The organism is Nocardia sp. bgisy134 (assembly GCF_965341865.1).
GTDB lineage: Bacteria > Actinomycetota > Actinomycetes > Mycobacteriales > Mycobacteriaceae > Nocardia.
The window spans coordinates 133,830-159,302 of record NZ_CBDQZP010000009.1 but is presented as its reverse complement, the minus strand read 5'-3'; the positions used below and the strand labels follow the sequence as shown (position 1 = coordinate 159,302).

Sequence of the window (25,473 nt, the reverse complement as noted above, 5' to 3'; positions counted from 1 at the left end):
ACCTCAGACCTTCAGGGAGGAGATGGTGGTGGACAGGAAGCCGGTCACGACGCCGGAAGCGGCCGGGATCATCAGCAGTTTCGATCCCGCCGGGATGTTCTGATCGCTGAGCTGATCGTGCAGCACGATGAAATGCGAAGTGGTGGAGGTGTTTCCGTACTTGTGGATGACGTTGAGGTCCGGCGGCATCGGCGAGCCGAACTCGCGTGCGGCGATCGCGTTGGCGTAGGGAACCGCCGCGGCGCCGAACTGGTGGTGGATGATGTAGTCGAACTGCTCGTCGGCGAAGGTCTTGCCCTGCGCGTCCAGGTAGCTGCCCTGGGTGTTCGGCCAGAGCATGAACCGGGCCTCGTTGTGCATCTTGCGGTTGTCGGTGTACAGGGCGACGCCCTGGGTCCGGCCGCTGGGCATGCCGAGGCACAGGTGCGAGTGCTCCGAGGCCGTCATCATCTCGATGTAGTGGATCTTGTCGGCGTCGTCGACCGCCTCGTCCAGCACGATCGCGCATCCCGAATCACCGACCGAGAGCGAGGCGAACTGCAGATCGTATTTCTCGGAAATTTCGTTCACCGCGGTTTCGGCGATCGGCGTAATTGCTTCACCGCTGACCACCATGCCGTTTCGGACGATGCCGGCACGAATCATCCGATCGAGGATGTAGGTGCCGGAGAGCATTCCGGCGCACGCATTCGAAATATCGAAAGTGATCGCCTTTCGAGCGCCGACGTGTTTGGCGATCGACGAGGCGAAAGCGGGCTCCATATACACCCTGGTGCCGTGCTTGCTGCGCGTGATCGAACTGGAGATGATCACGTCGAGTTCGGCGGCGGAGTACCGTGACCTGGACAGGCAGTCCTCGGCGGCCTTGATGGCGAGCGCGAAGGAATCCTCGTAACTTTCCGGACGCGTATCGTGCACCCGGCGTTCCTTGATTCCTGTGATTCGCTCGAGATCGAACGACGGCGGCACCTTGAGCCGCGCGATCAAGTCCTCGGTGGTGACGCTGTTCGAGGGCAGATATGCGCCGATGGATTCGAAGCGAGAATGCGACACGTGAGCTCCTGGAAATCGTTGACAGATACGGTTCCGGATCTTCTCTGATCGTCGGTGCGTCGGAACACTACCGGACAGTAACTAGAAATGGGTACGTTTCGAAATCGACCCTCCTTCTCAGACAGTCGGCGCGGCGACGTATACGTTTCGTGCGGTGTCACTAACTGGATACTGCTCGGCTATGGCCGCTCGCTATGGTGGCCGGTAGGGGGCACTTCACCGCCCTGACACTCGTTTTGCGAGCTTGCTGGGCGACGAAGGCGATCCGCGGCGCGATGCGGGTGCGTTGTGAGCGCGAACAATTGGCTAACCAGGGTTCGAAATAGCTAGGCGGATGTACGAAGTGGTACCGCCGAGCTTCCTGTGAGTGACCTCACTCGCCTGCGAGGCCTTGCGAACCGGTCGGTATCGAAAGCGGGTTCGTCGCCCCCGAATCTCGGCAATGGCGTTGGGGTGGAGGCGAACCGGTTCGTCGCCGATTTCGGGCCCGCGCGTGCTCGCCTCCGGTCCGGATGGGCGGCCGAGTGGACATCGAATTGGGCGACCGGGCGTACTCGCGCCTGCGGCCCGGCTCCGGACAGGCCATCGACAGACGTCGCAGGCGGCGCGATTAGGCTTCCCTTATCGCGGATGCACCGCCGCACCCGTCCGCAGAAGAATCGGAGGAGCTGTGTCATGACGACCGAGACCGAGCACGTCGATGTACTCATCGTCGGGGCCGGATTGTCCGGCATCGGTGCGGCGTACCACGTGCGGCGGGCTTTCCCGGGACGTCGTTTCGCGGTTCTGGAGAGCCGCGCCGCCCTCGGCGGCACCTGGGATCTGTTCCGCTACCCGGGACTTCGCTCGGACTCGGACATGTACACCCTCGGTTACCGCTTCCGCCCCTGGCTGGGGGACAAGGCGATCGCCGACGGTCACACGATCCTCGATTATCTGCGGGACACCGCGAGCGAGAACGGGATCGCCGAACACATCCGCTACCACCACCGCGTGGTGCGGGCCGAATGGTCCTCGTCCGACAATCGGTGGACCGTGCGCGCCGAACGGACCGACACGGGCGACGTGGTCACGCTGACCACCGATTTCCTGTGGTGCTGCTCCGGCTACTACCGGTACGACGAGGGCTACACGCCGGACTTCGCGGGCACCGAGCGCTTCTCCGGTCCGATCATCCACCCGCAGCACTGGCCGGACGAGCTGGACGTCGCGGGCAAGCACGTGGTGCTCGTCGGCAGCGGCGCCACCGCCGTGACGCTCGGGCCCGCGCTGACCGCGCAGGGTGCGCACGTCACCATGCTGCAGCGCTCACCCAGCTACATCATCTCCGCGCCCGAACGCGACAATCTGGCCCACCGGGCGCGAAAGTGGTTGCCCGCCAAGGCTGCCTACGCGGTAGCGCGCGCGAAGAACGTCGCCATCGCGACCGCGATCTATCAGCTGAGCCAGCGCTACCCGGAACGCATGCGGGCACGCATCCGCGGGTGGCAGCAGCGCTGGCTGCCGCCGGGCTTCGACATCGACACCCACTTCACGCCGAAGTACAACCCGTGGGACCAGCGGCTGTGCCTCGCGCCGAACGGCGACTTCTTCCGCGCTATTCGCAAGGGCGAGCTCGACATCGTCACCGATCGCATCGAGACCTTCACCGAGCGCGGTCTCGCGCTGGCCTCCGGCGGCCACCTCGACGCCGACATCGTCATCACCGCAACGGGTTTGAACCTGCTCGCCTTCGGCGGCATGAAACTGGTCGTGGACGGGAAGCCGGTCGAGATGGCCGATCACCTCGCCTACAAGGCGATGATGCTCTCCGGGGTGCCGAACTTCGCCTTCGTGATCGGCTACACGAACGCGTCGTGGACGCTGAAAGCGGATCTGGTCAGCGAATACGTAGTTCGCCTGCTGCGGCACATGGACGCGCACGGCTACGCCCGCTGCATGCCGGTGCGCGACCCTTCGGTCGGCAAGGCGCCGCTGTTCACCAACTTCATGCCCGGTTACGTGCTGCGCGCCGCCACCCTGTTCCCGATGCAGGGCGATCGCGCGCCGTGGGCGCTGCACATGAACTACGTGCGCGATCTGATCACGTTGCGCCACGGCGCGATCACCGACGGCGCCATGCGATTCGAGGGCGCCGCGCGCCGCGACCGGATCCCCGCCGGGACGTAGCGAGCGCTTCCGGGAGGGGCGCTCGGTAGGCGCTGCCGGATGAGTCCGTCCGTGAACTGCGCACGGCCGGAGCGAATGCGGAGATGCGTTTACTTCGCGTCCGAGGACCGGACCAGCGCGACGGCGGTGAGCAGGCGGGCGGCATGCTCGTCGAACCGTTCGCGCGGGACGTCCATCGCGCCGTTCAGCCACGGCCGGTACAGGTAGGCCAGCGCGCCGAAGATCGCGTTCGCGTTGAGCACGCTGTCGAGGTGGTCGGGGCCGGGTTCGCGGTAGTCGCCCGCGCCGATGGTCATGGCGATGGGCGCGGTGAACAACTCGATGAGCTCGTCGCCGCGCTGCGACAGCACGGGGGTGGCCTGCGACTCGACGAACATGATCCGGCCCCGGCGCGGATCCTCGGTCAGATAGTCGGTGAAGGCGGCCACGACGTGGCGGAACATCGCCTCGCGTTCGATCGGCGCCTCGGTCAGCGCGTCGAGCAGGTGGTCGCGCGCCCCGACGACCACGGTTTCCAGCACGGTGACCAGCAGCGCCTCCAGATTGGGGAAGCTCTCGTAGAAATAGCGCTCGGTCAGCCCGGCCTGCCTGCACACCCCGCGCATGGAGATCTCGGCGGCGCCGACGGTCGCCATCAGCTCGGTCGCCGCCTCGACGAGTTGTGTTCGGCGCGTGGCGATCCGCTCGGCGGGGGCGAGGCCACGCCAGTTGCGCATACGGGCGAAGGATTCATCGGAATCTGCGACCATCCCCCGATCCTCTCATGTCCGAATCGGCTACGACGGGGGCCGAGTTCCCGGCGTTCAGCCTGCCGCGGGGGGTGCCTCGGGGAAGAGGTTCGGGATGTCGAGGGCGTATTCGACGTCGGCGCGGGTGCCGAGGGTGGTCAGCAGCACCCGGATCATGGTGAGTCGCGCGGCGTCGACGGTCTCGGCGTCGGGTTCGGCGCCGGGCGCGGTGCCCGCGGAGATGCGGTAGACGACGTACTCGCAGACGTGCAGCGCGGCGTCCAGATCGAGCGGGGAGGGGATCGGTCGGTCCAGCTCGGTGAACGTCTCGCGGACGGTCGCGCGGATGTCGTCGAGGGCGCGCTCGCGATAGGCGGAGACGGGCGAGCCCGGATCGTGCAGCTCGGCGAACAGCGGGCGCAGCATCGCGCCGTGGCCGCGCGCCCAGCCCAGGTAGGCGTCGATGAGCCGGATGCCGAGTTCCACGGGCTCGGCGGTGCCGGTGAGCGCGGCGCGGATGCCGCTGACCAGGCCCTCGTTGGAAGCGGTGAGCAGCACGTGCAGCGGTTCGGCGGCGTTGCCGAAGTACCGGTAGAACGTCGGCCGCGCCAGCCCGGCCTGTTCGATGATCTGGGCGACGCTCAGTCCGCGAGAGCCGTTGCGGGTGAACACTTCCGCCGTGGCCAGCACGATCCTGGCCTTGACCTCCTCGGCCTGCTCCCTGGTCTGCGGTGGGCGGCCGCGGCGCGTCGTCGTCGCGTCAGTGGACATGGTGAGACCTCACAACCGGATGTCGGGCATGTCTGTGCTGCACAACGGAGAGCTTGACACGGGACACGTCACGAGGATTAATCTAACACCACTGTTCAGTAAATGTCTGGACGTGCGCACCCGAACCGTCCTCCGAGAGGTCCGACCATGACGACCGCCGCCAAGCTGCCCGCCGAAGCCGCCGCACTGCCCGCCGACCTGGTCCGGCCGCTGCTCGAGCATGCCGTCGCGGGCCGCGCGCCCGCGGTCGAAGTGTTCGCGCCCGCCACCGGGCGGCTGATCACCGAACTGCCCCAGTCGTCCACCCGCGACATCGAGCGGGCCTTCGCCACGGCACGGGCCGCGCAGCGCGAATGGGCGCGCCGCCCGGTGCGCGAGCGCGTCGCCGTGCTGCGCCGCTTCCACGACATCGTGCTCGCCGAGCAGGACACCATCCTCGACCTCGTGCAGACCGAGACCGGCAAGTCCCGTGCGCACGCCTTCGACGAGGTCGGCGACGTGGCGGTCAACGCCAGGTACTACGCCTCGGTCGCCGAGAAGCTGCTCGCCACCCGCAAGCCGCGCGGCGTGCTGCCGGTCCTCACCCAGGTCGACGTCCGCCACCGGCCCAAGGGCGTCGTCGCGGTGATCTCCCCGTGGAACTACCCCCTCGCGCTGGCCGCCTCCGACGCGTTGCCCGCGCTCGTCGCCGGCAACGCCGTGGTCGCGCGGCCCGACAACCAGACCGCGCTCACCGCGCTGTGGGCTATCGATGCCGCCGTGCGCGCCGGGCTGCCGCGCGGACTGTGGCAGGCAGTGCTCGGCCGCGGTTCGGTGATCGGCGGCGAGGTCATCGGCCGCGCCGACTACGTCGACTACACCGGCTCCAGCGCCACCGGCCGCACCATCGCCCAGCAGGCGGGCGAACTGCTGATCGGCTACTCGCTGGAACTGGGCGGCAAGAATCCGCTGCTGGTGCTCGCCGACGCCGACGTGTCCCGCGCCGCCAGGATCGCCATCCGCGCCTGCTTCGCCTCGGCCGGGCAGCTGTGCGAATCCATGGAGCGCATCTATGTGCACGAGGCGGTCTACGACCGCTTCGTCTCCGCATTCGTCGCCAACGTGCGCGCGATCGAGCTGGGCGCGGAGCTGAACTACGGCAGCGACATGGGCTCGCTGACCTTCCAGCGCCAGCTGGACACCGTGCGCGCGCATGTCGACGACGCCGTGGCCAAGGGCGCGACGGTGCTCGCGGGCGGTCGCGCGCGCCCCGATCTCGGCCCCTTCTTCTACGAGCCGACGGTGCTCGCCGGTGTGCGGCCGGGCATGACGGTCTACCGCGAGGAGACCTTCGGCCCCGTGGTCTCGATCTATCGCGTCGGCAGCGACGAGGAAGCGATCGAGGCCGCCAACGACACCGCCTACGGACTCAACGCCAGCGTGTGGACCAAGGACGTGCAGCGCGGCCGGGAGGTCGCCGCGCGCATCAACGCGGGCTCGGTGAACGTCAACGAGGGCTTCATCGCCGCGTGGGGCAGCGCCGACGCGCCGTCCGGCGGTCTCGGCATCTCCGGCACCGGGCGGCGGCACGGCCCCGAGGGCCTGCTCAAGTACATCGACACCCAGACCATCGCGGTGCAGCGGGTGCTGCCGATCGCGCCGCTGCCGGGGATGTCGGAGGAGCTGTGGGCCAAGACCATGACGCTCTACTTCGCCGTCATGAAGACGCTGCGCCAGAAGTAAGACACGAACGCAGGGATAGGGAACGAATGAAGCTGGACACGGTTGCGGGCAAGAAGGTCCTGGTCACGGGCGCTGCCATGGGCTTGGGCAAGCTGTTCGCCGAGCGCGCGGTGCGCGAGGGCGCCGCGGCGGTGGTGCTGTGGGACGTCAACGAGATCGCGCTGAAGGGCACCGCCGCCGAACTCGCGGGTCGCGGGTCGCGGATCGAGGAGTTCGTGGTGGACGTGTCCGACCGCGACGCCATCGCCGAGACGGCGGCCGCGGTGCGCGAGGCGGTCGGCGACATCGACATCTTGGTGAACAACGCGGGCATCGTGCGCGGCAACACCTACTTCTGGGAAACCGAGAACCGCGCTGACATCGACAAGACCATGGCGATCAACTCGCTCGCGCCGATGTACATCACGCTCGAATTCCTGCCCGCCATGGTGCGCGGCGCCGGCGAGGGGCGGGTGCTGAACATCGCCTCCTCCGCGGGCTTGGTGTCCAACCCGCGCATGTCGGTCTACGCCGCGTCCAAGTGGGCGGCGCTCGGCTGGTCCGACTCGGTGCGCCTGGAACTGGAGCAGGCGGGCCACGACCACGTCAAGGTCACCACCGTGTGCCCGACCTACATCAACACCGGAATGTTCGACGGCGCCAAGGGTTTCTGGCTCACCCCGATCCTCGAGCAGGACGACGTGGTCGACACCTCGTGGAAGGAGATGAAGCAGGGCAACCCGCTGGTCGTCCTCCCGTGGACCTCCCGCCTCAACCGGGCGCTCTCCGGCGTCCTGCCGCTGAAGCTCCGCGACCTCTTCCTCGACACGGTCGGTGTCTACCGCTCCATGGACCAGTTCACCGGGCGCAAGAAGTAACCGGCCTCGGCGCCGTTGCAGCGCCCGCCCTCGATTGCGCGGTGGTCAGGGGCGGGCGCCGACGACGACGGTGGCGTAGTACTCCTCGGACTCCGCGACGCGCGCGGTGAGACCGTGCGCCGCGAGGATCTCGATGGCGACGACCGACTGTTCGGGACTCGATTCGACCAGCAGGTGCCCGCCGGGGGCAAGCCACTCGGACGCTTCGGCGGCGACGCGGCGGAAGACGTCCAGTCCGTCGGCGCCGCCGTCGAGCGCCGTGCGCGGCTCGTGGTCGCGGGCTTCGGGTGGCATGCCCGCGATGTGGCCGGACGGCACGTACGGGGTGTTGGCGAGCAGAATGTCGACGCGGCCGCGCAGGTCGCCGGGCAGCGGCTCGAACAGGTCGCCCTGGTAGACCGCCGCGCCGAGCGGATCGAGATTGCGGAGCGCGCACGCGACAGCGGCGGGTTCGATATCGGCGGCGGCGAGTTCGACGGTCCGTCCCTCGGCGATGAGCGCGGTGGCCAGCGCCAACCCCAACGCCCCCGAACCGCAGCACAGGTCGACCACCGTGGGCGCCGACCCGACCGCGCCCGCGAGCGCGAGTGCCTCCTCGACCAGGAAGACCGTGCGTTGCCGCGGCACGAAAACCCCCGGCCCGACCGCGACCCGCAGCCCGCGGAACTCCGCCCACCCCAGCAGGTGCTCCAGCGGTGTCCCGGAAACCCGTTGCGCGACAAGGCTGTTCAGATCGCTCCCGGTCTCGTCCGCCGCGCCGATCAACAGCCGCGCCTCGTCCTCGGCGAACACACACCCTGCCGCCCGTAACTGCGCCGCCACCTCGGCGACCTCCACACCTGACACCCGGCCATCCTGCACGAGTCGGCTCGGCGTCTGCCAGCGGGTATCCGGTGCCGGTGCGAGATGGGACTGCCGCACCACCAGGTTCGTCGATGACTACCGAACGCCGTGGCCTGTGTGTTCGTCGAGCAAACCGGTGGTCCGAACGCGTCGCGGCCCGAGCGAGGACGTCTCACTCGGGCCGCGACGCGCGTGGCTATCGGGACATGTCCAGCTGGAAGGTGCGGGTGGCGTCGAGGTAGATGCCGCGCTGGGCGTTGCGGGCGGGTGGGGGCAGCTGGGAGACCAGCTGTTCGAGGGACGTGGTGGCGCCGACGACGCGGGTGCCCGCCACGATGAAATCGGCGACCGCGCGGCGAATGTGATTGGGCGAGGTCACCACGACGGCGCTGGTCGCGCCGACATCGCGCAGCAGCCGACTGCTGAACAGCGCGTTCTGCACCGTCGAACTCGCCCGGTTCTCGACATGGACTCGGGAGGCCGGGATGCCGCGCTCGACCAGCCAGTTGCGCATGGCATCGGCCTCGGTGATCCCGTTCTGCGGATTGCCGCCGGTCACCACGATCGGCGAGAACGGTGCCGCGACGGCCTGGATCCAGGCGGCGGTCAACCGGTTCACCAGCTCGGGGCGCAGCGCGCCGTCGGGGAGCAGACCGTAGCCGAGCACCACGATGCCCGTCTGCGGACCGATCAGCGCGGGCAGCGGATTCGGCAGGGTGCCGACCGCGGCGCCGATGGCATTGAGCACGTGGCCGGTGCCCGCGGCCATCACCGGGTCGGTGGCCTGCAACCGGCCCATGGCGTCGGCCAGTGCGGGCAGGTCGTTGGCGTAGTGCGACCAGATGGCCTGCAACGAGAGCGCTTCGGCGTCACCGGGATCGGTGCCGAGCAGCGCGCGCAGGTCGGCGAGGCCCGCGCCCTCGTTGCCGTCGGTGAAGTGGCGCTGGGCGGAGTTGTAGAGGGCGTCGGTTTCGGGGGAAGCCTGGGCGGGCGCGCCGACCAGACCGGTGAGGGTGAAGGCCGCGAACGACGCCGCGACCAGGGATTTCCAATGCCTCGAGATTCTCACTACAGTCGACACCTTTCCACGCGTGAAACGGGTTTCGGTACGTCAGCTGACAGTTGGCCGGTGGCAAAGCTCCGTCCACGATACGACCGCGACCGGGCGGAACCCGGTAATTCGCGGGCCGAATCGCCCCGTGACTTCGCGCGATCGCGCCGCGACTTCTCGCGATGACGGGCCGGGAGACGATGACTCCGCTCGGGTGCGCGGGTTGCTGCCGGAATGCGTCCGGCAGCGCCCACTAAGCTGTCACCCCGTGGACACCCTTTCGCTGACCGGCAAGGAACTCGCCGCCGCCATCAACGCCGATACCAAGGAACGCGCCGCCGCGTTCGTCGCGGGCGCGCACGCCCCGCGGCTGGCCCTGGTCGTGGCCAACGACGATCCCGCCAGCGCCTGGTACGTCAACTCGCTGCGCAAGGCCGCCGAGCGACTCGGAATCGCGTGCGATCGCATCGATCTGGGCGCCGACGCCACGGCGGAGCAGATCCGAGCGGAACTCGACGCGCGCAGCGCCGCCCCCTCCTTCGACGCGATCATGCTGCAGACCCCGCTGCCCGCGGGCGTCTCGCTCGACGACGTGAGTTCGGCGATCGCCGCCGACAAGGACGTCGACGGCGTCAGCCCGCTCTCGCTCGGCCTGCTCGCCGCCGGTCTGGACGGTTTCGTGCCCGCCACCTCCGAGGCCGTGGTCGAGTTGCTGAAGCACCATGAGATCCCGTTGCGCGGCAAGCTGGTCGCGGTCGTCGGGCGCTCGAACATCGTCGGCAAGCCGCTGGCGCAGCTGCTGCTCGCCGAGGACGCCACCGTCACCGTGTGCCATTCGCGCACCGCCGACCTGGCCGGCGTGACCTCGACGGCCGATGTGGTGGTGGCCGCGGCGGGCCGGGCCGGGCTGGTCACCGGCAAGCACGTGCGCGAGGGCGCGATCGTCATCGACGTCGGCACCAACGAGGCGCCGGACGGCGGCATCGTCGGCGACGTGGACGCGGATTCGGTGCGCGGCAAGGCCGCCGGACTCAGCCCCGTCCCCGGCGGCGTCGGCCCGGTGACCACCGCGCTGCTCATGCGGCACGTGGTCGCGGCGGCGGAGAAGCTGCGCGGCTGACGGCTGCGGTGGCGGAACCGTCGCCGAGATCGGCGAGCGGCGCGGTTCAGCCGGCGGCGGCCGGGCGGCGGGGAATCGTCCGCGAGATCGGCGGGCGGTGCGGCTCAGCCCGCGGCGGCGATGCCCGTGATGAGGGTGCGGTCGCCCGCGCGGGCCACGCTGACCAGCTGGGCGTTGTAGGTCATCGGGTCGCGGCCGGGCCGGGACTCGGTGATCACGACGCGATATTGGCCCGCGAACGCGCCGGGAGTGATCGCGACGCAGTGCGTGGTGCCCGCGGGGATGCTGTCGATGCCGTGCTGAATGGCGTCCACGGTGGGCACCGAGGCGTTCGGCGCGACCACGGTGCGCGCCTGTTCGGCGGAGCGCGTCACGTAGTACGCGTACTGGAACGCGAAGATGGCCCCCGGACCGGAATCCGTGCCGCCGTCGCCGTTGCCCTGAATCTTGTCGCCGATGCGCTCCGCGGGACAGCGGGACGCGGGAACCACCAGCGGCTCGGTGGTCGGGGCGGGACTGTTGGAGGCCGTGGGCTGCGGCGCGGGACCGCCGCGGAAGTACAGGAAAGCCGCGGCAGTGACCGCCAGTGCGGCGACGGAACCGATCAGCGCGGGAGCCCAGCGGCGCAGCGGCGGGCGTTTGGGGGATCGGTCGATCATCCGTGCGAAGACGTCCTCTTCGGGGAAGTGCATTGGCTCCGGGGCGAATTCGGCGTCGGGTTCCCCCTCGGGTTCGTGAGAGTCGTACGGCCGCTGCGACTCCCGGACCGGCCAGGCGCCGCGAAAGCGCAATTCACCGGGCCACGGCGGCGACCCGGGCGCGGCAGCCCGCGGCATCATGCTCTGTCCGGGTCGTGTCGTCATGTCCGGTCGTTCCATCTCCCCGCCTTCATCAGGTCACGCCGTCGGGTAGTCCCACATCGAAACCAGCTCCCCGGCACGATACTGCCAGGGAACCGCGTTCTGCGAAACGTCCGGGGCGCGTGGCGCGGAGAGGCGGACCACTGGACCTGGGCTCACCAGTGCACGTTGACCGGGTCGCCGATGCCGACCGTCTGGTAGTACCAGGCCGCGTCGTCGGGTGCGAGATTGATGCAGCCGTGGCTGACGTTGGCGTAGCCCTGCGAATCCACCGACCACGGTGCCGAGTGCACGAAAACGCCACCCCACGTGAGGCGTTCGGCGTACTCGCCGTTGATCAGGTAGCCCTCCGGCGAGCTCAGCGGGATGCCGATGGTGCGGGAATCGAAGACCACCGAGCGAAACTTCTCCAGCACCGGGAAAGTGCCTGTGGGAGTTTCGAATCCGGACTTGCCCATGGAGGCGGGCATGCTCCGCACGACTTGGCCGCCGATGCTGACGGTGAAGGTGTGCGCGGACATGTCGGCCTCGGCGTACACGCCTTCGTTGGTGCGGAATTCGGTGCGGGCGTTGCCGATTCGGACGGTGATGGCGGAGCGTGCGGGCAGGAAGCCCGTCGGCGTCCAGGTGAGTTCGCGGTCGGTGGTCCAGGCGAACGTGCCGTCGAGCGGGCCTGCCGAGCCGACTGTCACGAGACGCTCGGCGCGAGCGCGATTCGTGACGGGTGCGGCGAACTGGATGGTGATCGGATGCGCGATGCCGACTTCCTGTCCTGCGGTCGGCGTGATCGCCGTGATCCTGTCGGCGGACGGAGGAACGATCAGTGTCGCTCCCGCCGCACCGGAGCCGAACGCGGTCAGCATGATGACCACGGTCGCGAGGAACAGGTGGCGAAGTACGCTCCTCATGGCTCCACCCCTTTCGAGATGGTGTCGTACGCGAAAAACCAGTCTACGCCTTCATGATCAACCCGGCTTGCCGAACATCCAGGACAGGATTTCCCGGGGATCAACCATGAGACCGGTCGGTTTTCTCTAAGCCTTCGAAGAGTAGCGCGCCTCTCATCCAGCCACGGGGTCCGATTACGTCGTCGGCGCTCCGCCGAGCCCCCGCACGGATCGCGATTCCGGCTTGGGCGTCGCGGGCGGGCGGGCGATGCGCCCGCCGAGCCGTTCGTGCACCGTGAACCCGTGCCCGCGGCACCAGCTCGCCAGCGCCGGGATCGCGGCCTCGTCGTCGCGGAAGGTGGGCAGCAGCTGGCCGACGATGTGCAGGCGATGTGCGTCCGCCGTCCGGCACAGGTGCGCGAGTCCCGCACTGCCGAGGCCCATTCCGCGCAACGCGGGCGTGACCGTGATGCCCTCGAGTTCGATTGTGCTGGTGTGGATCTCGAAGCCGATCTCGATCGGGCCCGGTCCGCGTCTGCGCAACTGCGCGATGTCGGAGGGGATCGGGCGCAGTTCGCCGGGAAGATGATCGATCAGCCGCTGCCGCGCCACCTCGGAAGGGGCCAGCCGGACGCTCTCCAGCAGCCGGTTGGTGAGCTCGTCGACGCACCGGCGGTCGCCTTCGGCGGCCTGTTCGCGCACGAAGGGGCAGTCGCGGCCGATGGCGCGCAGCTGGCGCGCCCACTGCGGCGCGCTCACCGCGAAACGCGACGTGACGACGGCGATGGTGGTCTCGATGCCGACCACACCGGCCAACGTGGTGGTCTCGCCGCCGGAGAGCAATCCCCAGGAGTGCTCGTCGGCCCCGACCCCGTGCCTGCCCAGTTCGCGCCGCAGCTTGTCGAGACGCCGTTCCGCGCGCTCGTACGCGCCGCCGGGCAAGCGGCCGAGCCAAGCGGGCCTGCCCTGCAAGTTGGTGCGGATGCGCAGGTCGGCGAGCGCGATGCGCGCGGCATGGTAGTTGCTCCAGGCTTGCGCGCGCCGCGCGCGGACCTGGAGCGCCGGATCGGAGCCGGGTATCTCGGAGGACGGGGGATCGTCACTCATGACCATCAACCGTAGATCCGGACATGGTCACCTGGGGAGGCTTGCCGATACATCGCCGCGCGAACCGCCCGACGCGCCCTGGTCAGGCCGCTCCTGCCGAGGAAGATGGCGGCGTGTTTCCGTATCGGCGTGTCGCCCAGGGGTCGTGCTAGCTGCGTACGGCGTGCACGACCTCGGCGTGCAGGCTGTCGGCGCGCGCGGTGATCTCCTCGATGCGCAGCAACGCGGGCGCGAACTTGTCGCCCAGCGCTGCGGGCAGCGAGGCCAGGTTGATCTCGATGTTGAGCCGCGAGCTCGTGGCGGCGGCGCGTGCCGCGTCGGCCGCGGCGCCGATGTCGGTGACGACGTTCGGGTTGCCGATCGGCAGCAGCTCAGCGGCCAGCGACAGCACCTCGTCGGCCTCGTCGACCACCGCCGCGGGCACGCGTGCCGCCTCCACCAGGGCGGCGTTGATCGCCTCGGTGCGGGCCGCGGTCTCCTCGCCGGTGGCTTTCGGGAGCTTGTATGCGGCGCCCACCGCGGTGAACGCGGCCGCGTCGGCATCCGCCAGGGCCAGCGCGCGTGCGCGGGCCGCGTCGGCGGCCTCGATGATGCGGTCCACGATCGGCCGGTGCTCGGCGTCCTTGGCCCGGGTCGTGTAGCGGGCGACCATGCCGATCAGTGCCGCGCCCTGCGCCGCGTGCAGCGCGGCCACCGCACCGCCGCCGGGTGCGGGGATCTTGGCGGCCAGATCGGACAGGTACTGCGCGAGGGTGACCTCACCGAAGGAAGACGCAGTTTCCTGGGACGACGTGCTCGGCTGCGACACGGGTTGCCTTTCGTTCTCCGGCGGCGTGAATTAATGATCACGCTACCGCCTGCGGCCGTGCGCACCCTGCCCGACCACCGCGTCGGACGGCCGGTGCGCAGTCGGCGCAAACCTGGGGTTATGTTGAGCACATGCGGATCGGATTGGGCATCAACTATTCGGGCGGCTTCAAGGAAGCGGCCGCCGAAGTGGCCGACCTCGAACGGGCCGGACTCGACACCGTCTTCGTGCCCGAGGCGTACTCCTTCGACGCGGTCAGCGCGCTCGGCTACCTCGCCGCGAAGACCGAGCGACTGCAGCTGGCCTCCGGCATCCTGCAGATTTACACCCGTACCCCCAGCTTGACGGCGATGACCGCCGCTGGCCTCGATTTCGTCTCCGAGGGCCGGTTCCTGCTCGGCCTCGGCGCGTCGGGCCCGCAGGTGATCGAGGGTTTCCACGGCGTGCCCTACGACGCGCCGATCGGGCGCACCAGGGAACTGGTGGAGATCTGCCGCAAGGTGTGGCGCCGGGAACGGCTCGAATACCAGGGCAAGCACTACCGGATCCCGCTGCCCGAGGGCGAGGGCACCGGCCTCGGCAAGCCGCTGAAGCTGATCAATCACCCGGTGCGCGAACGCATTCCGGTGCTGCTCGCGGCGCTCGGCCCGAAGAACGTGGAGCTGGCCGCCGAGATCGCCGAAGGCTGGCAGCCGATCTTCTTCCTGCCCGAGCGGGCCAAGGAGGTCTGGGGCGCGTCGCTGGACGCGGGCCTGGCCAAGCGCGACCCCGCCCTCGGCAAGCTGGACGTGTTTGCCGGTCCGGCGCTGGCCATCGGCGAGAACGTGACGCCGCTGCTGGAGTTCGTCAAGCCGCACCTGGCCCTCTACATCGGCGGCATGGGCGCCAAGGGCAAGAACTTCTACCACACCCTCGCCACCAAGTACGGCTACGGCGCCGAGGCGGACCGCATCCAGGAGCTGTACCTGGCCGGGCGCAAGGAAGAGGCGGCCAAGGTGGTGCCGGACGATCTGGTCCGCGACATCTCGCTGGTCGGACCGGCCGGTTTCGTCAAGGAACGTATCGCCGCCTTCCGCGAGGCGGGCGTCACCGTCCTGAACGTGGTGCCGATGGCCGCCACGCCCGCCGAGCGGGTCAAGCTGATCGAGCAGCTGCGCGAGCTGGTCTGACGAACGCGACGGCGTCCCGGCGTGTAGACGCCGGGAAGCCATCGCGTTCGGGTCAATTGGGTCGCAGCGAGGTCAGCGCCGCCTCGAGCGTCGAGTGCAGCGCGAAGACCTGATCCAGGCTGGTCATCTTGAGCTGACGACTCGTCGCCGGTCCATCGGCGACCACCGCGATGGTCGTCGCCGACCCGGCCCGCTGATGCGCCGCGACCAGGGCCGCCATCCCCGCCGAGGCGAGGAAGCTGACCGCGGTCAGGTCGATGATCAGTGCTGTCGGCTTGCTCGCCAGGATGCCCTCGATCGCGGTCTCCAGTGCGGGCGCGGTCGCGAGATCGACCTCGCCGGCCACCGTGAGCACGGTCGCACCGTCACGCACTGCGACGGAGGTGGTCATCGTGTCCGCCATGGGATACGCGTCTCCGGAAGTGTTGGTCACACCACTACAACACACAGGTTGCGGCGAATTCGCAAGCTCGGCGTGTTCATACGCTCCAAACATTACCGGAGTCAGGGGCCGCCCGCGGTGCGTTGACGTGGGCATCCGTCGGCGCGAGGGGACGGCGCGGCCGTGCGCGAACGTGTGCGCCTCGCAGGTCAGATCCGAGACCGCCTCGTCGGCTCTACGGCCGACGGCCGCGCGTAGCTGAAGGTCAGTAGCCAGGGTGCGAAGTTTCTCGTGCCTTCGAATGGCTTGCTACCCCGCAAGAGTGTCTTGACATAAAGGGGAGCCATGAGTGCGCGTTCGTGCTGGCTGTCGATCTTGCTCGTGCAACAGGGTGAAGGCTGGCTGGGAGTACGGCTCACGATGTAACCAGCAGTCCCTGTGCCAAGGCTGCCGTGACGGCAGCGGTGCGGTCGGAGACGTCGAGTTTCGTGAACGCGCGCTGCAGGTGTGTTTTCACGGTTGTCTCGCTGATGTGCAGGAGTCGCCCGACCTCGGCGTTGGTCAGTCCGTGCGCGACATGCCCGAGGACCTCCACCTCACGGGCTGACAACGCCGCGCGCGGGCGATGCTGTCGGTGATGCAGCCGTGCGCTGACCGAGGGCGCCAGCACGGTCTCGCCCCGGGCGGCCGCGCGCACGGCTGCGGCGAGTTCGGCGCGCGAGCTGCCCTTCAGCAGGTATCCGCAGGCACCGGCTTCCACGGCGCGCACGATGTCGGTGTGGGTCTCATACGTGGTGAGGACCACCACCCGGGTGTCAGGGCAGACGGCCAGGATCTGCTCGGTCGCGGTAGCGCCGTCGACTTCAGGCATCCGCAGATCCATGAGCACGATGTCAGGGCGCAGCGCGGTCGCCACCGTCACGGCCTCCGCCCCACCGGCCGCCTCGCCGACGACAGCGAGATCGGCTTCCCGGGAAAGCATTCCGCGCATGCCCTCCCGTACTACCGGATGGTCGTCGACAAGCAGGACGGTGATCACGCCGGTACCACGATATCCACCTGGGTCCCCGCACTCGGGTGGGTCGTGACCGTGACTGTCGCGCCGACTTCCCGTGCCCGGCTGCGCAGGCCGGGCAGCCCGAATCCGTTGGTGTGGGCGCTGTCGAAACCGATTCCGTTGTCCGCCACCGACAGTCGCACACCCTGGTCGGTTCGGGTGAGTGTGACCTTCACACTGTCGGCGTGTGAATGCTTGCGCACGTTGGCCAGCGCTTCCTGCACCGCACGCAGCAGCACCACCTCGGAGCCGGTATCGAGCTGAGGCACAGTCGAATCCACCTCCACAATAACGTCGATACCGGTCTCGTCGGCGAGCCTGTGGCAGCGCCTCTGCACCGACTCGGCCAGAGGGCCGGTACCCAGTTCGGGTGGTGCCAATGCCTCGACCATCGCGCGTGCTTCGATCAGATTCTCCTGCGCGGTGGCCTCGATCAGCGCGATATGTCGGCGCGCGAGAACGGGGTCGGCATCGAATTCCGATTCCACCGCCTGGGCCAGCGTCGCGATGCCGGTGAAGCCCTGTGTGAGGGTGTCGTGGATTTCCCGTGCCAGGCGGGCACGTTCGGCCGCCGAACCTGCTTCCCGAGACAGTCGTGCCACCTCGGCGCGGCTGCCTTCCAGCTGGCGTAGTAATACGGCCAGTTGTTCGCCGCGGTCGATGGCCAGAGTGATCGTCGCGCCGATCGCGGGGTTGAACACCACCGCGACCAGCGAGATCGCTAGACCCATGGGGACATGCGTGTGTGCCAGTAGTGAGACGATCAGCGGCGTGAAACTGACCGCCCCGGCGACCAGCATCGCCGGTCGTACCGGCAGCGACATGTAGATCAGTGCGTACGCCACCATCACCGCCGCGATGGCATCCGGCGACCACCAGGCGGCGGCAAGAAACAACACCAGCGCCCCGGCCACGAACGTCACCGATTTCCGGCTCACCGTACGGTGATAGAACGCCTCTGGGTTATTGCGGCGCGGCGCCAGCTGTGCGGACCATGCCAGCAGGCATGCCAACGCCGCCAAAGCAGCCCACATATTCCAGGCATCGCCCCACTGCATTACGACAACGAGAACGCCGGTGGCGATGGTGCCGCCGACCACGTAGGCGCACCAGATCCGGTACCAGAAATCCCACCCTACGGGCGCTGGGCCGCGCGCTGTCATGCTTCGACGATAACCCGGACCGGGCATGCAGGTTGTCCTTCGAACGGCGGACGTCTACCTCGATTTCGCGGCCTACGCTGCGACAAAAGCCTTTGTAGACAGGGGGATTCGTCATGATGACACGATCGGTCGAGCCTGACCGGACGCTCTACCCGCCCCGATGGCAGCCGGCTCCGCTGCGCTGGCATCGCACACGCGTGTCGTGGTGGCAGTCGTGGAAGCTTGCCGCCCAGGTGGTGCCGCGTTGGCGCGACCGCACTCTCGCCGACTTCTACGGCACCCAACTTCCCGGTGGAGACGACATTTTAGTGGCCCGAATGCCGTTTCAGCGCTTTGTGGTGGTGCGCAGCCCAGAGCTGGCGCGGCATGTCCTGGTGACCAACCAGGACAACTACACCAAGAGCGCGGAATATGACATGCTCGCCGTAGCATTCGGACGCGGCCTGGTCACAGAGCGGAATGAGCAACGCTGGCAACGAAATCGCCGTCTGGTAGCGCCCGTGTTCGGCAAACGCAACATCGCCACACTCGCAGGCCCGATCACCGACGCCGCACGAGATTGCGCCGAGCGTATCCTCCAGCTCGGTGCCGACGGAGCATCCGTCGACGTGAACGTCGAAATGAACAGGCTCACACTCGATATCGTCGCCCGCACCATGTTCGGCGTCGACCTCACGGGGCCGATGTCGGAGATCACCCTCTCCCGGATGCTGCGCCTGTTCGGAGTCGGGTTCGTCGCGGGCGTCTCTCGTCCGCTGCACGCGCTCGCCGAGCTCACGAACCGCTATAACCTGCCCATGCGTGTCATGCGCGCCGCCAGCTGGATTATCGCGCCGTGCATGATCGCTGATCTCCGGCACGTCGACCGGGTGATCGATCAGCTCATCGCCGATCATCGCAGTGGTGCGATCACCCGCCGCGACAACCTGCTCGCACTGCTCATGGAGGCGCGCGATCCGGAGACCGGGCACCGTTATACCGATGCCGAAATCCACGACGAGCTGATGACATTCATCGGTGCCGGGATGGAAACCACTGCGACAGTGCTCGCTTGGACCTGGAAACTGCTCGCCGAACACCCCGATGTCCGCGCTCGCCTGCACGCCGAACTCGACGACGTCCTCGCCGGCCGTACCCCCACCGCCGACGACGTGGATTTCCTGCCATGGACGAAAGCCGTTGTCGCCGAGACCATGCGACTGTATCCGCCCATCGTCGGACTTGCCCGCGTTGCGAGAAGTGATGATCTGCTCGGCGATTTCCCGATACGGGCCAACACCACCATTACGATCAGCCTGCATGCTCTGCATCATCACGGCGGAGTCTGGTCGAATCCCGAGATCTACGACCCGACCCGCTACCTGCCCGGAAACCTGACACCCACACAACGCCACGCCACGCTGCCCTTCGGAGCCGGAAAACGCATGTGCGTAGCCCATGTCTTCGCCAACACCGAAGCCGTTCTCGCACTGGCGACCATGGCTCAACGCCTCGAGATGGACCTGGCGACCGCGAAGCCGACTCGCCCGCAGTTCTCCTTCACCGGCGGCCCCGACGGACCAGTTCCCATGCATGCGAGCGGCCGGACGGTCGACCGCGACAGGAATCAGTCCCTCCGCCACTGAGGTTGCGACTCGCACAAGCGCAGGCCCCGGCGAAGGTTCGCCGTTGTAGGCGATGACGGCATGGTGGCGTCCCGAACTCGGGATCGGTGTCGACGATCTCGCCGACACCTACGCCACCTTCGCGTGCCAACTGCTCGGCTGAGTGCGCGTCAGTCAGCGGTCTCCCGGTATCCGCTCTTCTGTTTGGCGGCAATTGTTTTCGCGGCCTGGGCGGCGGCCTTGACCGGGTCGCCGTAGCGTTTGGTGTTGACGGTGCCCACGGCGCCTTCTCTACCGTGCCGGGTGGCGACGGTATCGAGGCCGGGATCGGTGACGATCTCCCAGAATTTGGTGCCGTGCGGCCCGGCGGCCTCGAAGTACCGGCGAGTGAGTTCGGGGCCGCGCCGCTGGCCGCCGAAGAGCATCATGGTTTCGGGCGCTGCCTGTTCGAGGTGGTGGGCGAATCGGCTCAGGAACGAGGACGCGAGGATCCACGACAGCGACTTCTCCCACCACGCCTCGGCCGGATGCTGATCCAGGTACATGAAGACCCGGTCGTCGGAGCTCGGTGACACATCGGAGAATACGGTGTCGACCGTGCCGTCGAGGCCGACCACCAGCGCGCTCATGGCCGACAGCACGGGTTCCCATTCGAGTTGCTGCTCACCGCGCAGCGCGGCCGTGTACTTCGCCCCGAGTTTGCGCATGCGGGCCCGTTCCTGCCGTACCTCGGCGGGGCACAGGAGTCGCAGACCGGTCTCTCCGATTCGCCACTCGGCGTAGCCGATACGCTCCCACAGCGTGCGCAGGATGGCGGGTAGCGGTGCCGCGAGCTCGGCTTCGAGGGCGTCGATGTCCTCGGGCGAGGCGGGTGGACCGACTTCCACCTCGAACCCGTGCAGACCGGGCGAATGCGCGGTGAAACCCTGTGCCGTCAGGTATTCGGCGATCTCGCCGAGGGCGGCGACATGCCAGGCGGGGTCTTGATTGTCGACGCGGATGCGAGCGCGGACCCATTCGGCGACGGTCAGTTCCTCGCGTACCCGATAGCCGTTCCAGGTCACCCACTCCAGTTTGGACAGCGCCGCACCATCGCGATACAGCTCCAGCTCCCGGCGTTCATGAGCCGCCGCGAGCGCCGCGTCCACCGCGAACCGGGGCCGGTCGAAGGCCATCAGGCGCTCGCTGTCAGCGTCGGGCCGGTAAAAGGTGCGCAGGATCGCCGCCCGGCCGGGCAGATACCACGGATCGGATTCGGTGTATTTCGCCGCCGCGCAGGTGGTTTTCATTCGGGTGAAGGCGTTTTCGGCGGTGGCCGGGTCGGGAAAGGTGAGGCCGACCGTGTCGAAGCGGCCGTTGTTGACGCCCCACCGGTACACGATCTGGTCGAGATAGCGCACCAATTCGACGAATTCGTTGCCCGAGACCGTCCACAACAACGCGCGCGCGGATTGCTCGCGCCCCTCGCCCAGGAATTCTCGCATACCGCTATGGCCGATCCGGCTCGACTGGAAGGGGGTGCCGTCCGACATGCCGAATCCGTCGAAGGCGTGGATATCGCCGTCCGAGTCGAGGAACCACACCTCTCCCGTGATTCGGTCGGTGAGCAGACGTCGCCGCACGGTGGTGCCCGCCAAGGTCCCGAGGTCGTCGTCACCGATCCGAGCGAGCGGCCGCCCCGCCGCACGTGCTCGCTCGCCCTTGTCGAGTAGGTCACGCCGCGCCGAATCGGCCTCTCCTGACAGCACGTTGGCGAGTTGGGCGCGCATGTCGTCCGAGATGAGCGGATCGGCCCACTCTCGTCCACGAGACAGGTTGTCGGGCTCGATGGCGTCGACAGCGATGGATTCCCAAGTGGCGTAGGCGGTTCGGACCAGGCCGTACTCATCGGCTTCCAACGCGGCAATGATGCCGACAGCCAGCGCGTACTTGAACACCCGCTGTTCGGTCTCGTCCTGCGGTGTCGCCCAGTCGCTGATCTCACGCAGCAGTTCGACCATGGGCCATCGCTGTTTCACGTGATCGGTGACGGCATTGGCGTAGTGCGCGGCAGCACGATGGTCGTGTCGATCGTGCAACCGCCGCATGACATCCCGGTGCACCTCCGCCGAGAAGATCTCGCCGAGTGCGTTGCCCATCCGCCAGATGCTGCGTCGTTCGGTGAACAGCCGCTCGATCAACGCCGTGCGCGCGGTGTCGGAGTTCAGGTTCCGTACCGCGGAATACAGATTGGCGACCACATCCTCGAGCTGATCGTCCACCGTCTGCCCGTGGCTGAGCGCCACGCTGTGCACCGGGTCGGAGTCGGCATAGCGGCGGCCGTAGTCGTCGAGCGCCTCGATGAGAAAGTCGTGCGCACCGGAGTGCTGGAAGCGATACAGCTGGTGGCCCGCGACATTGCGAGCGCCTATTCCGGGATGGGCCACAATTGTGTCGATCATGGCGGCGGCGGCCCGCACGGCCTGCTCGGGCGACGCCCGTCGCAGCACACAATGCTTCTTGCTCGAATCGAACAACTGCTGCCACAGCGCTTCGACCGTGCTGGCCGGTGCGGGCAGGCCCGCCAGCCGCATCAGTTCATCGAATACCGGCGGATGATGCGCCACCGGGGCCAGTGCGAGGCAGACAGCCTTCTTCAGTTCGTCGTTGTTCATCTCGGCGAGGATGTCGGACGCATCCGGCTCCGGTGTGTGCTCGAGCAGCCGGATAAGCACTGGAACGAAGGCACTGTCCGGGGAGTCCACGCGCAGCCCCTGGACCACGCGGGTGCGCACCTCGGCGGGCAGGTGCTCGATACCGGTGGCGGCCAGCGCGGCCCGCTCGGCGTGCGCGCTGCCGAGCATGGCGCTCAGCGCCCATTCGATCACCTCGGCCGGCGAGTCCTCGACGTCCGCGCGCCGCAGAACACGTTGTGCGACAAGCTCGCTCAGCTCGGCACCGTCGATCTCGGCCAGAATGGCGGCGTGGTCGCCCGCGGCATCGCCCAGCCGCTGCAGGTAGGAGGATGATATCTGGGCGTCGGCCCAGCGGAGGTCGAGCTCCGCGCGGGTCAGCACCGGTTCGGTCTCGCACAGTTCGTGGGCCCGCCGCAGGGCGATCAGGCACGCACCGCTGTGTGGGTCTTTGCCGAGCAGCTCTCCGGCCGCCGCGGCGAGCGCCGCGCCGTCGCGCACCAGCGGCGTCACCACGGACAGCGCCCACACGCGCGTCGACCAGGCGCAGGTGGACGTGAGCAGCAAACGCACGAGGGTGTCCGCGGCCGGGCTGTGATCGTGTCCCGCCAGCCGATCCGCCTCGGCGCGCACCAGTGCCGTACCCGTCGTGACGGGCATGCGATCCAGGGCGGCGCGCACCTGTTCGGCGGTGAGCGTTCCGTTGTTCAGGCCGTGAACGATCCAGCTCGCCCGGCCCAGCGGCACGTGCTCCGGGGCCATCTCCATCGCTGTGAGCGCGGCCCGCGTTCGCGCCTCGTCGTCGGAAGCGACGTACTGCTGAAGCAGCGAACGGCGGACGCGGAACTCCGGCACGGACGCCACGTCGCCGTCGATCGCCAGCGTGCCGAAGACCTCTGCGAAGGCGTCCAGTAGGTCGGAACGCTCCTCGGCACGGCCGATCTCGGCGAGTACGCGGGCGCGGTCGTCGTCCTGCATGAGCAGACCGGTGTGCAGCAGCCAGTAGATGGACAGATGTGGATCTCGGTGCAGCAGCGGCAATTCCACCTCGAGCACCTTCCGGGCGTCGGCAGCGTTCCACAGATGCAGGAAGTGCCCGGCGGCGCTGGACGCCAGGTCATCAGCGGACTGCATGGGCTGTCCGTCGCGCAGCAACGGCTGCGCCAGCAGCCACATCAGCCACTGATAGCGCTTCGCCAGTTCGGCGCTGGTCGGGTCGGGTTCGGAGTCCGCGGCCGATGACGGCGAACGGAAGGAGTCGCGAATATCGAATCTCGACCGCTCGTCCTCGTCGTTCGCTTCGGCGCGCTCGAGCTCGTCCCGGTAGGCCAGCCAGTCGTCGAAAGAGTCGAACCACAGTTCCAGTTCCCGGGTTTCGTGACTCTGCCACCACACCCGGCCGCTGCCGCGCAGATCCAGCAGCGTGTAGTCGTCCCCCTCGTCGTCGATGACGACGAAGCCGCTCAGCGATTTGTCGATCGCTCCGAAGTACGGGTAGTTGATCGCCAAGTGGGCGTCCACGAGCGGGCCGCGCTCGCCCACCCAATACTCGAGCAGCCGGTCGTCGAGGGCGTCGGCTACGCGAGCGGGTACGGGCACGCCGAAGTAGCGGCTGGCGGATCGGTGCAGGTCCATGGCTTCTTTCTGGTATCGAAATGCGCTGTGCCGGTACGAAAGACGGTTCTGGTCCGAGATGGCTCGCCAGCTTGTAGCAGATGGCTGGGCCCACACCGTCCAGACGAACGATCGTATGGTCCGGGACGCTACCGTTCGGCTGTGACAGGAACGGCAGACACCGATTCCACTCCTGCGGTACAGGGATGACGGTGGCCGAGTCGGACGCCCGCCGGTCGAGGATTCGCGCGTATCCCGCAGTCGCGCGGCGCCTTTCGCGTGGTACGCCACTTGCGATGGCTGCCAGGCCGAACGCGGGGCCCGTGCCGTTGCCGCGCGGCGAAAGCGGTCTCGATGTGCATCCCCCGATCGGCGGGTTCAACGCCGGGGGTGTTACCCGTGGTCGCCTGCGCTATTCAGCAGGGCTGCTCGAGGGCGGACGCGTGTGGTCACCGACAGCACGCCGACTACGCGGTCTTCAGCGTGCCGTCGTGCGGACGCCCTCGCGGGCCAGTGTCTCGGCGATGGCGAGGCCGATGCCCCGTCCGGCGCCGGTGACGACGGCGGTCTTTCCGGTGGGATGTAGATCCATGAGAACGACCTTTCTCGGGGCTTCCGGCGTTAGAGGAGTGTGTCTCCAGGCGCCACGTCGATCGCGGTCCGGTAGACCATGGGGCGCGGGGTGACGTCGAGCTCGGGGTCGTCGGTCAACCGTTTGATCGATTGCTGCCACTCCGGGTTGGTTCGAGCCGCGTCCAAGGCGGTGCCGGTGGCCCATTCCGCCACATTGATGAAGGTCAGCTCGGCCTTGTCGTTGACCGCTTGGAGCATGCGCGCGCGGAGGAATCCGGGCGCGGACGCCATGCACCGCGCGTTGTCCTTCCAGCGGTCGAGGAATCGATCCTTCTGCGACATGGGCACCGAGAAGGCGTTGACGAGTGTCACCGGCTGCTCGGTGCCGGCCATCGTGTGTCCGGTCGGGATAGTCATATTGTCATCTTAGATGACAGTATCGTGCGCTTGCTACTGTCGATGTGTGCCGAATCAGCCGCTGGACGACCGGGGCGTCTTCTTGTTGTCCCAGATCGGCCACCACGTCTCGTACCTGTTCACCGCGCGGCTCGCACCGCTGGGGCTCGAACCCGCGCACTTCGGAATCCTCACCCACCTGGTGGCCGTCGACGGGCGCAGTCAGCAGGAGCTCGCCGATCTGCTGAACGTGCACCGCAACGCCATGGTCGGGCTCGTCGACGAACTGGAAGAACGCGGACTGGTGCGCCGCGGAAGACATCCCACCGATCGGCGCGCCCATGCGGTGCATTTGACCGAACGCGCTCGCCGGGCCCTCTCCGAAGCCGAAGCCGAGGCCGAGGCCATCGAGAACGAGATCCTCGCACCGCTCGACGAGGCCGAGCGGGCGAACCTCATCCAGCAACTGCGCCGACTTTCCTCGCATGCGGGGTTGCCGCCGGGTATTCATCCCGGCCTCCAGCGACGGCGGCGGGCCACCCCTTCGGTGTAGGCGACTGGGTGCCTCGCCACGAACGAAGTCGAGCTTTAGGTCGAAGGCTGAAGGTGATCTCAGTGATCTCGTGAGAGGTAGGAGAGGGCCGAGCGGACCAAACTCGGGATGTTGAAGATCACCCTCACTCAGGACGGTACGGACGCCTGTGCCGCTGCCCTCCGCATCGCTACCGGCCTCGAACCCGCTATCGGCGCAACCGATAGCAGACAGTCGCGACGCGAGGGGCTGCATGAGTAAGGCCAGGACTCCTGACGCGCCAGGACGGCGGTCGGCCGCACCGGAGCCGGGTCGCTGAAACGCATGCGGGCTCG

Annotated in this window: 21 protein-coding genes and 1 pseudogene; 7 read left to right on the top strand and 15 right to left on the bottom strand. The window is 68.1% G+C overall.

Translation table 11 applies throughout. The annotated features are described in order from the left end of the window. Positions 1-3 precede the first annotated feature (3 nt). Positions 4-1,053 carry a 3-oxoacyl-ACP synthase III family protein gene (locus ACRWNM_RS17815; RefSeq protein ID WP_431968830.1) on the bottom strand — a complete coding sequence of 350 codons (1,050 nt, stop codon included), beginning with the start codon at positions 1,051-1,053 and terminating at the stop codon, positions 4-6. A 675-nt stretch (positions 1,054-1,728) separates the two neighbouring features. On the opposite strand from ACRWNM_RS17815, the gene ACRWNM_RS17810 reads away from it, so the two are divergent. Continuing rightward, a complete protein-coding gene (locus ACRWNM_RS17810) occupies positions 1,729-3,222 on the top strand; it encodes a flavin-containing monooxygenase (RefSeq protein WP_431968828.1) in 1,494 nt (497 codons plus the stop codon). A gap of 89 nt (positions 3,223-3,311) precedes the next feature. Here ACRWNM_RS17810 and ACRWNM_RS17805 read toward each other — a convergent pair whose 3' ends face one another. Together ACRWNM_RS17805 and ACRWNM_RS17800 are read right to left on the bottom strand one after the other, a co-directional pair. Then, positions 3,312-3,971: a TetR/AcrR family transcriptional regulator gene (locus ACRWNM_RS17805; protein ID WP_431968826.1), complete on the bottom strand. Its 660-nt coding sequence runs from the start codon at positions 3,969-3,971 to the stop codon at positions 3,312-3,314. A gap of 54 nt (positions 3,972-4,025) precedes the next feature. After that, entirely contained in the window at positions 4,026-4,721 is a 696-nt protein-coding gene (locus ACRWNM_RS17800) for a TetR/AcrR family transcriptional regulator (protein ID WP_431968824.1), read from the bottom strand. Positions 4,722-4,868: 147 nt separating this feature from the next. Here ACRWNM_RS17800 and ACRWNM_RS17795 point away from each other — a divergent pair, with 147 nt between their 5' ends. Together ACRWNM_RS17795 and ACRWNM_RS17790 are read left to right on the top strand one after the other, a co-directional pair. After that, positions 4,869-6,443 carry a succinic semialdehyde dehydrogenase gene (locus ACRWNM_RS17795; RefSeq protein ID WP_431968822.1) on the top strand — a complete coding sequence of 525 codons (1,575 nt, stop codon included), beginning with the start codon at positions 4,869-4,871 and terminating at the stop codon, positions 6,441-6,443. Positions 6,444-6,469: 26 nt separating this feature from the next. Beyond that, the gene (locus tag ACRWNM_RS17790; RefSeq protein WP_431968820.1) at positions 6,470-7,300 is read left to right on the top strand and encodes an SDR family oxidoreductase; all 831 of its coding nucleotides are present in this window, start codon (positions 6,470-6,472) and stop codon (positions 7,298-7,300) included. Positions 7,301-7,345: 45 nt separating this feature from the next. Here ACRWNM_RS17790 and ACRWNM_RS17785 read toward each other — a convergent pair whose 3' ends face one another. Next, positions 7,346-8,146 (bottom strand): putative protein N(5)-glutamine methyltransferase, encoded by an 801-nt coding sequence (locus tag ACRWNM_RS17785; RefSeq protein WP_431968818.1) that lies wholly within the window; start codon positions 8,144-8,146, stop codon positions 7,346-7,348. Positions 8,147-8,339: 193 nt separating this feature from the next. After that, entirely contained in the window at positions 8,340-9,212 is an 873-nt protein-coding gene (locus ACRWNM_RS17780; protein ID WP_431968816.1) for a YdcF family protein, read from the bottom strand. Positions 9,213-9,462: 250 nt separating this feature from the next. Here ACRWNM_RS17780 and ACRWNM_RS17775 point away from each other — a divergent pair, with 250 nt between their 5' ends. After that, a complete protein-coding gene (locus tag ACRWNM_RS17775) occupies positions 9,463-10,314 on the top strand; it encodes a bifunctional 5,10-methylenetetrahydrofolate dehydrogenase/5,10-methenyltetrahydrofolate cyclohydrolase (RefSeq protein WP_431968814.1) in 852 nt (283 codons plus the stop codon). Positions 10,315-10,418: 104 nt separating this feature from the next. Here the strand turns inward: ACRWNM_RS17775 and ACRWNM_RS17770 are convergent, their stop codons facing one another. The 4 genes from ACRWNM_RS17770 to ACRWNM_RS17755 all read right to left on the bottom strand — a co-directional run bounded on the left by ACRWNM_RS17770 (position 10,419) and on the right by ACRWNM_RS17755 (position 13,976). After that, positions 10,419-11,177 carry a hypothetical protein gene (locus tag ACRWNM_RS17770; protein ID WP_431968812.1) on the bottom strand — a complete coding sequence of 253 codons (759 nt, stop codon included), beginning with the start codon at positions 11,175-11,177 and terminating at the stop codon, positions 10,419-10,421. 152 nt (positions 11,178-11,329) lie between these two features. Continuing rightward, a complete protein-coding gene (locus ACRWNM_RS17765) occupies positions 11,330-12,082 on the bottom strand; it encodes a L,D-transpeptidase (RefSeq protein WP_431968810.1) in 753 nt (250 codons plus the stop codon). Between the two features lie 174 nt (positions 12,083-12,256). Then, a complete protein-coding gene (locus ACRWNM_RS17760; protein ID WP_431968808.1) occupies positions 12,257-13,168 on the bottom strand; it encodes a GNAT family N-acetyltransferase in 912 nt (303 codons plus the stop codon). Positions 13,169-13,316: 148 nt separating this feature from the next. Further along, complete coding sequence (locus ACRWNM_RS17755; protein ID WP_431968806.1) at positions 13,317-13,976, bottom strand: cyclodeaminase/cyclohydrolase family protein; 660 nt, start codon at positions 13,974-13,976, stop codon at positions 13,317-13,319. Positions 13,977-14,107: 131 nt separating this feature from the next. Between ACRWNM_RS17755 and ACRWNM_RS17750 the strand changes: the two genes are divergently transcribed. Then, positions 14,108-15,145: an LLM class F420-dependent oxidoreductase gene (locus tag ACRWNM_RS17750; protein WP_431968804.1), complete on the top strand. Its 1,038-nt coding sequence runs from the start codon at positions 14,108-14,110 to the stop codon at positions 15,143-15,145. Positions 15,146-15,197: 52 nt separating this feature from the next. Here the strand turns inward: ACRWNM_RS17750 and ACRWNM_RS17745 are convergent, their stop codons facing one another. The 3 genes from ACRWNM_RS17745 to ACRWNM_RS17735 all read right to left on the bottom strand — a co-directional run bounded on the left by ACRWNM_RS17745 (position 15,198) and on the right by ACRWNM_RS17735 (position 17,747). Continuing rightward, positions 15,198-15,536 carry an STAS domain-containing protein gene (locus ACRWNM_RS17745; RefSeq protein ID WP_431968802.1) on the bottom strand — a complete coding sequence of 113 codons (339 nt, stop codon included), beginning with the start codon at positions 15,534-15,536 and terminating at the stop codon, positions 15,198-15,200. A gap of 406 nt (positions 15,537-15,942) precedes the next feature. Next, entirely contained in the window at positions 15,943-16,566 is a 624-nt protein-coding gene (locus ACRWNM_RS17740; RefSeq protein WP_431968800.1) for a response regulator transcription factor, read from the bottom strand. After that, positions 16,563-17,747, bottom strand: coding sequence for a sensor histidine kinase (locus ACRWNM_RS17735; RefSeq protein WP_431968798.1), 1,185 nt, complete (start codon positions 17,745-17,747; stop codon positions 16,563-16,565). The genes ACRWNM_RS17740 and ACRWNM_RS17735 overlap by 4 nt, the downstream gene beginning before the upstream one ends. 113 nt (positions 17,748-17,860) lie before the next feature. Here ACRWNM_RS17735 and ACRWNM_RS17730 point away from each other — a divergent pair, with 113 nt between their 5' ends. After that, entirely contained in the window at positions 17,861-19,372 is a 1,512-nt protein-coding gene (locus ACRWNM_RS17730) for a cytochrome P450 (RefSeq protein ID WP_431968796.1), read from the top strand. Positions 19,373-19,521: 149 nt separating this feature from the next. Here the strand turns inward: ACRWNM_RS17730 and ACRWNM_RS17725 are convergent, their stop codons facing one another. The 3 genes and pseudogenes from ACRWNM_RS17725 to ACRWNM_RS17715 all read right to left on the bottom strand — a co-directional run bounded on the left by ACRWNM_RS17725 (position 19,522) and on the right by ACRWNM_RS17715 (position 24,627). Continuing rightward, on the bottom strand, positions 19,522-23,754 hold the full coding sequence (locus tag ACRWNM_RS17725; protein WP_431968794.1) for a WGR domain-containing protein: 4,233 nt from the start codon (positions 23,752-23,754) through the stop codon (positions 19,522-19,524). Between the two features lie 376 nt (positions 23,755-24,130). Beyond that, a pseudogene (locus ACRWNM_RS17720) lies at positions 24,131-24,229 on the bottom strand (SDR family NAD(P)-dependent oxidoreductase); the annotation flags it as partial. A gap of 29 nt (positions 24,230-24,258) precedes the next feature. Continuing rightward, positions 24,259-24,627 carry an antibiotic biosynthesis monooxygenase family protein gene (locus ACRWNM_RS17715; RefSeq protein WP_431968792.1) on the bottom strand — a complete coding sequence of 123 codons (369 nt, stop codon included), beginning with the start codon at positions 24,625-24,627 and terminating at the stop codon, positions 24,259-24,261. A gap of 46 nt (positions 24,628-24,673) precedes the next feature. Between ACRWNM_RS17715 and ACRWNM_RS17710 the strand changes: the two genes are divergently transcribed. Further along, positions 24,674-25,159, top strand: a complete 486-nt coding sequence (locus ACRWNM_RS17710; RefSeq protein ID WP_431968790.1) for a MarR family winged helix-turn-helix transcriptional regulator — start codon at positions 24,674-24,676, stop codon at positions 25,157-25,159. Positions 25,160-25,473: the final 314 nt, after the last annotated feature.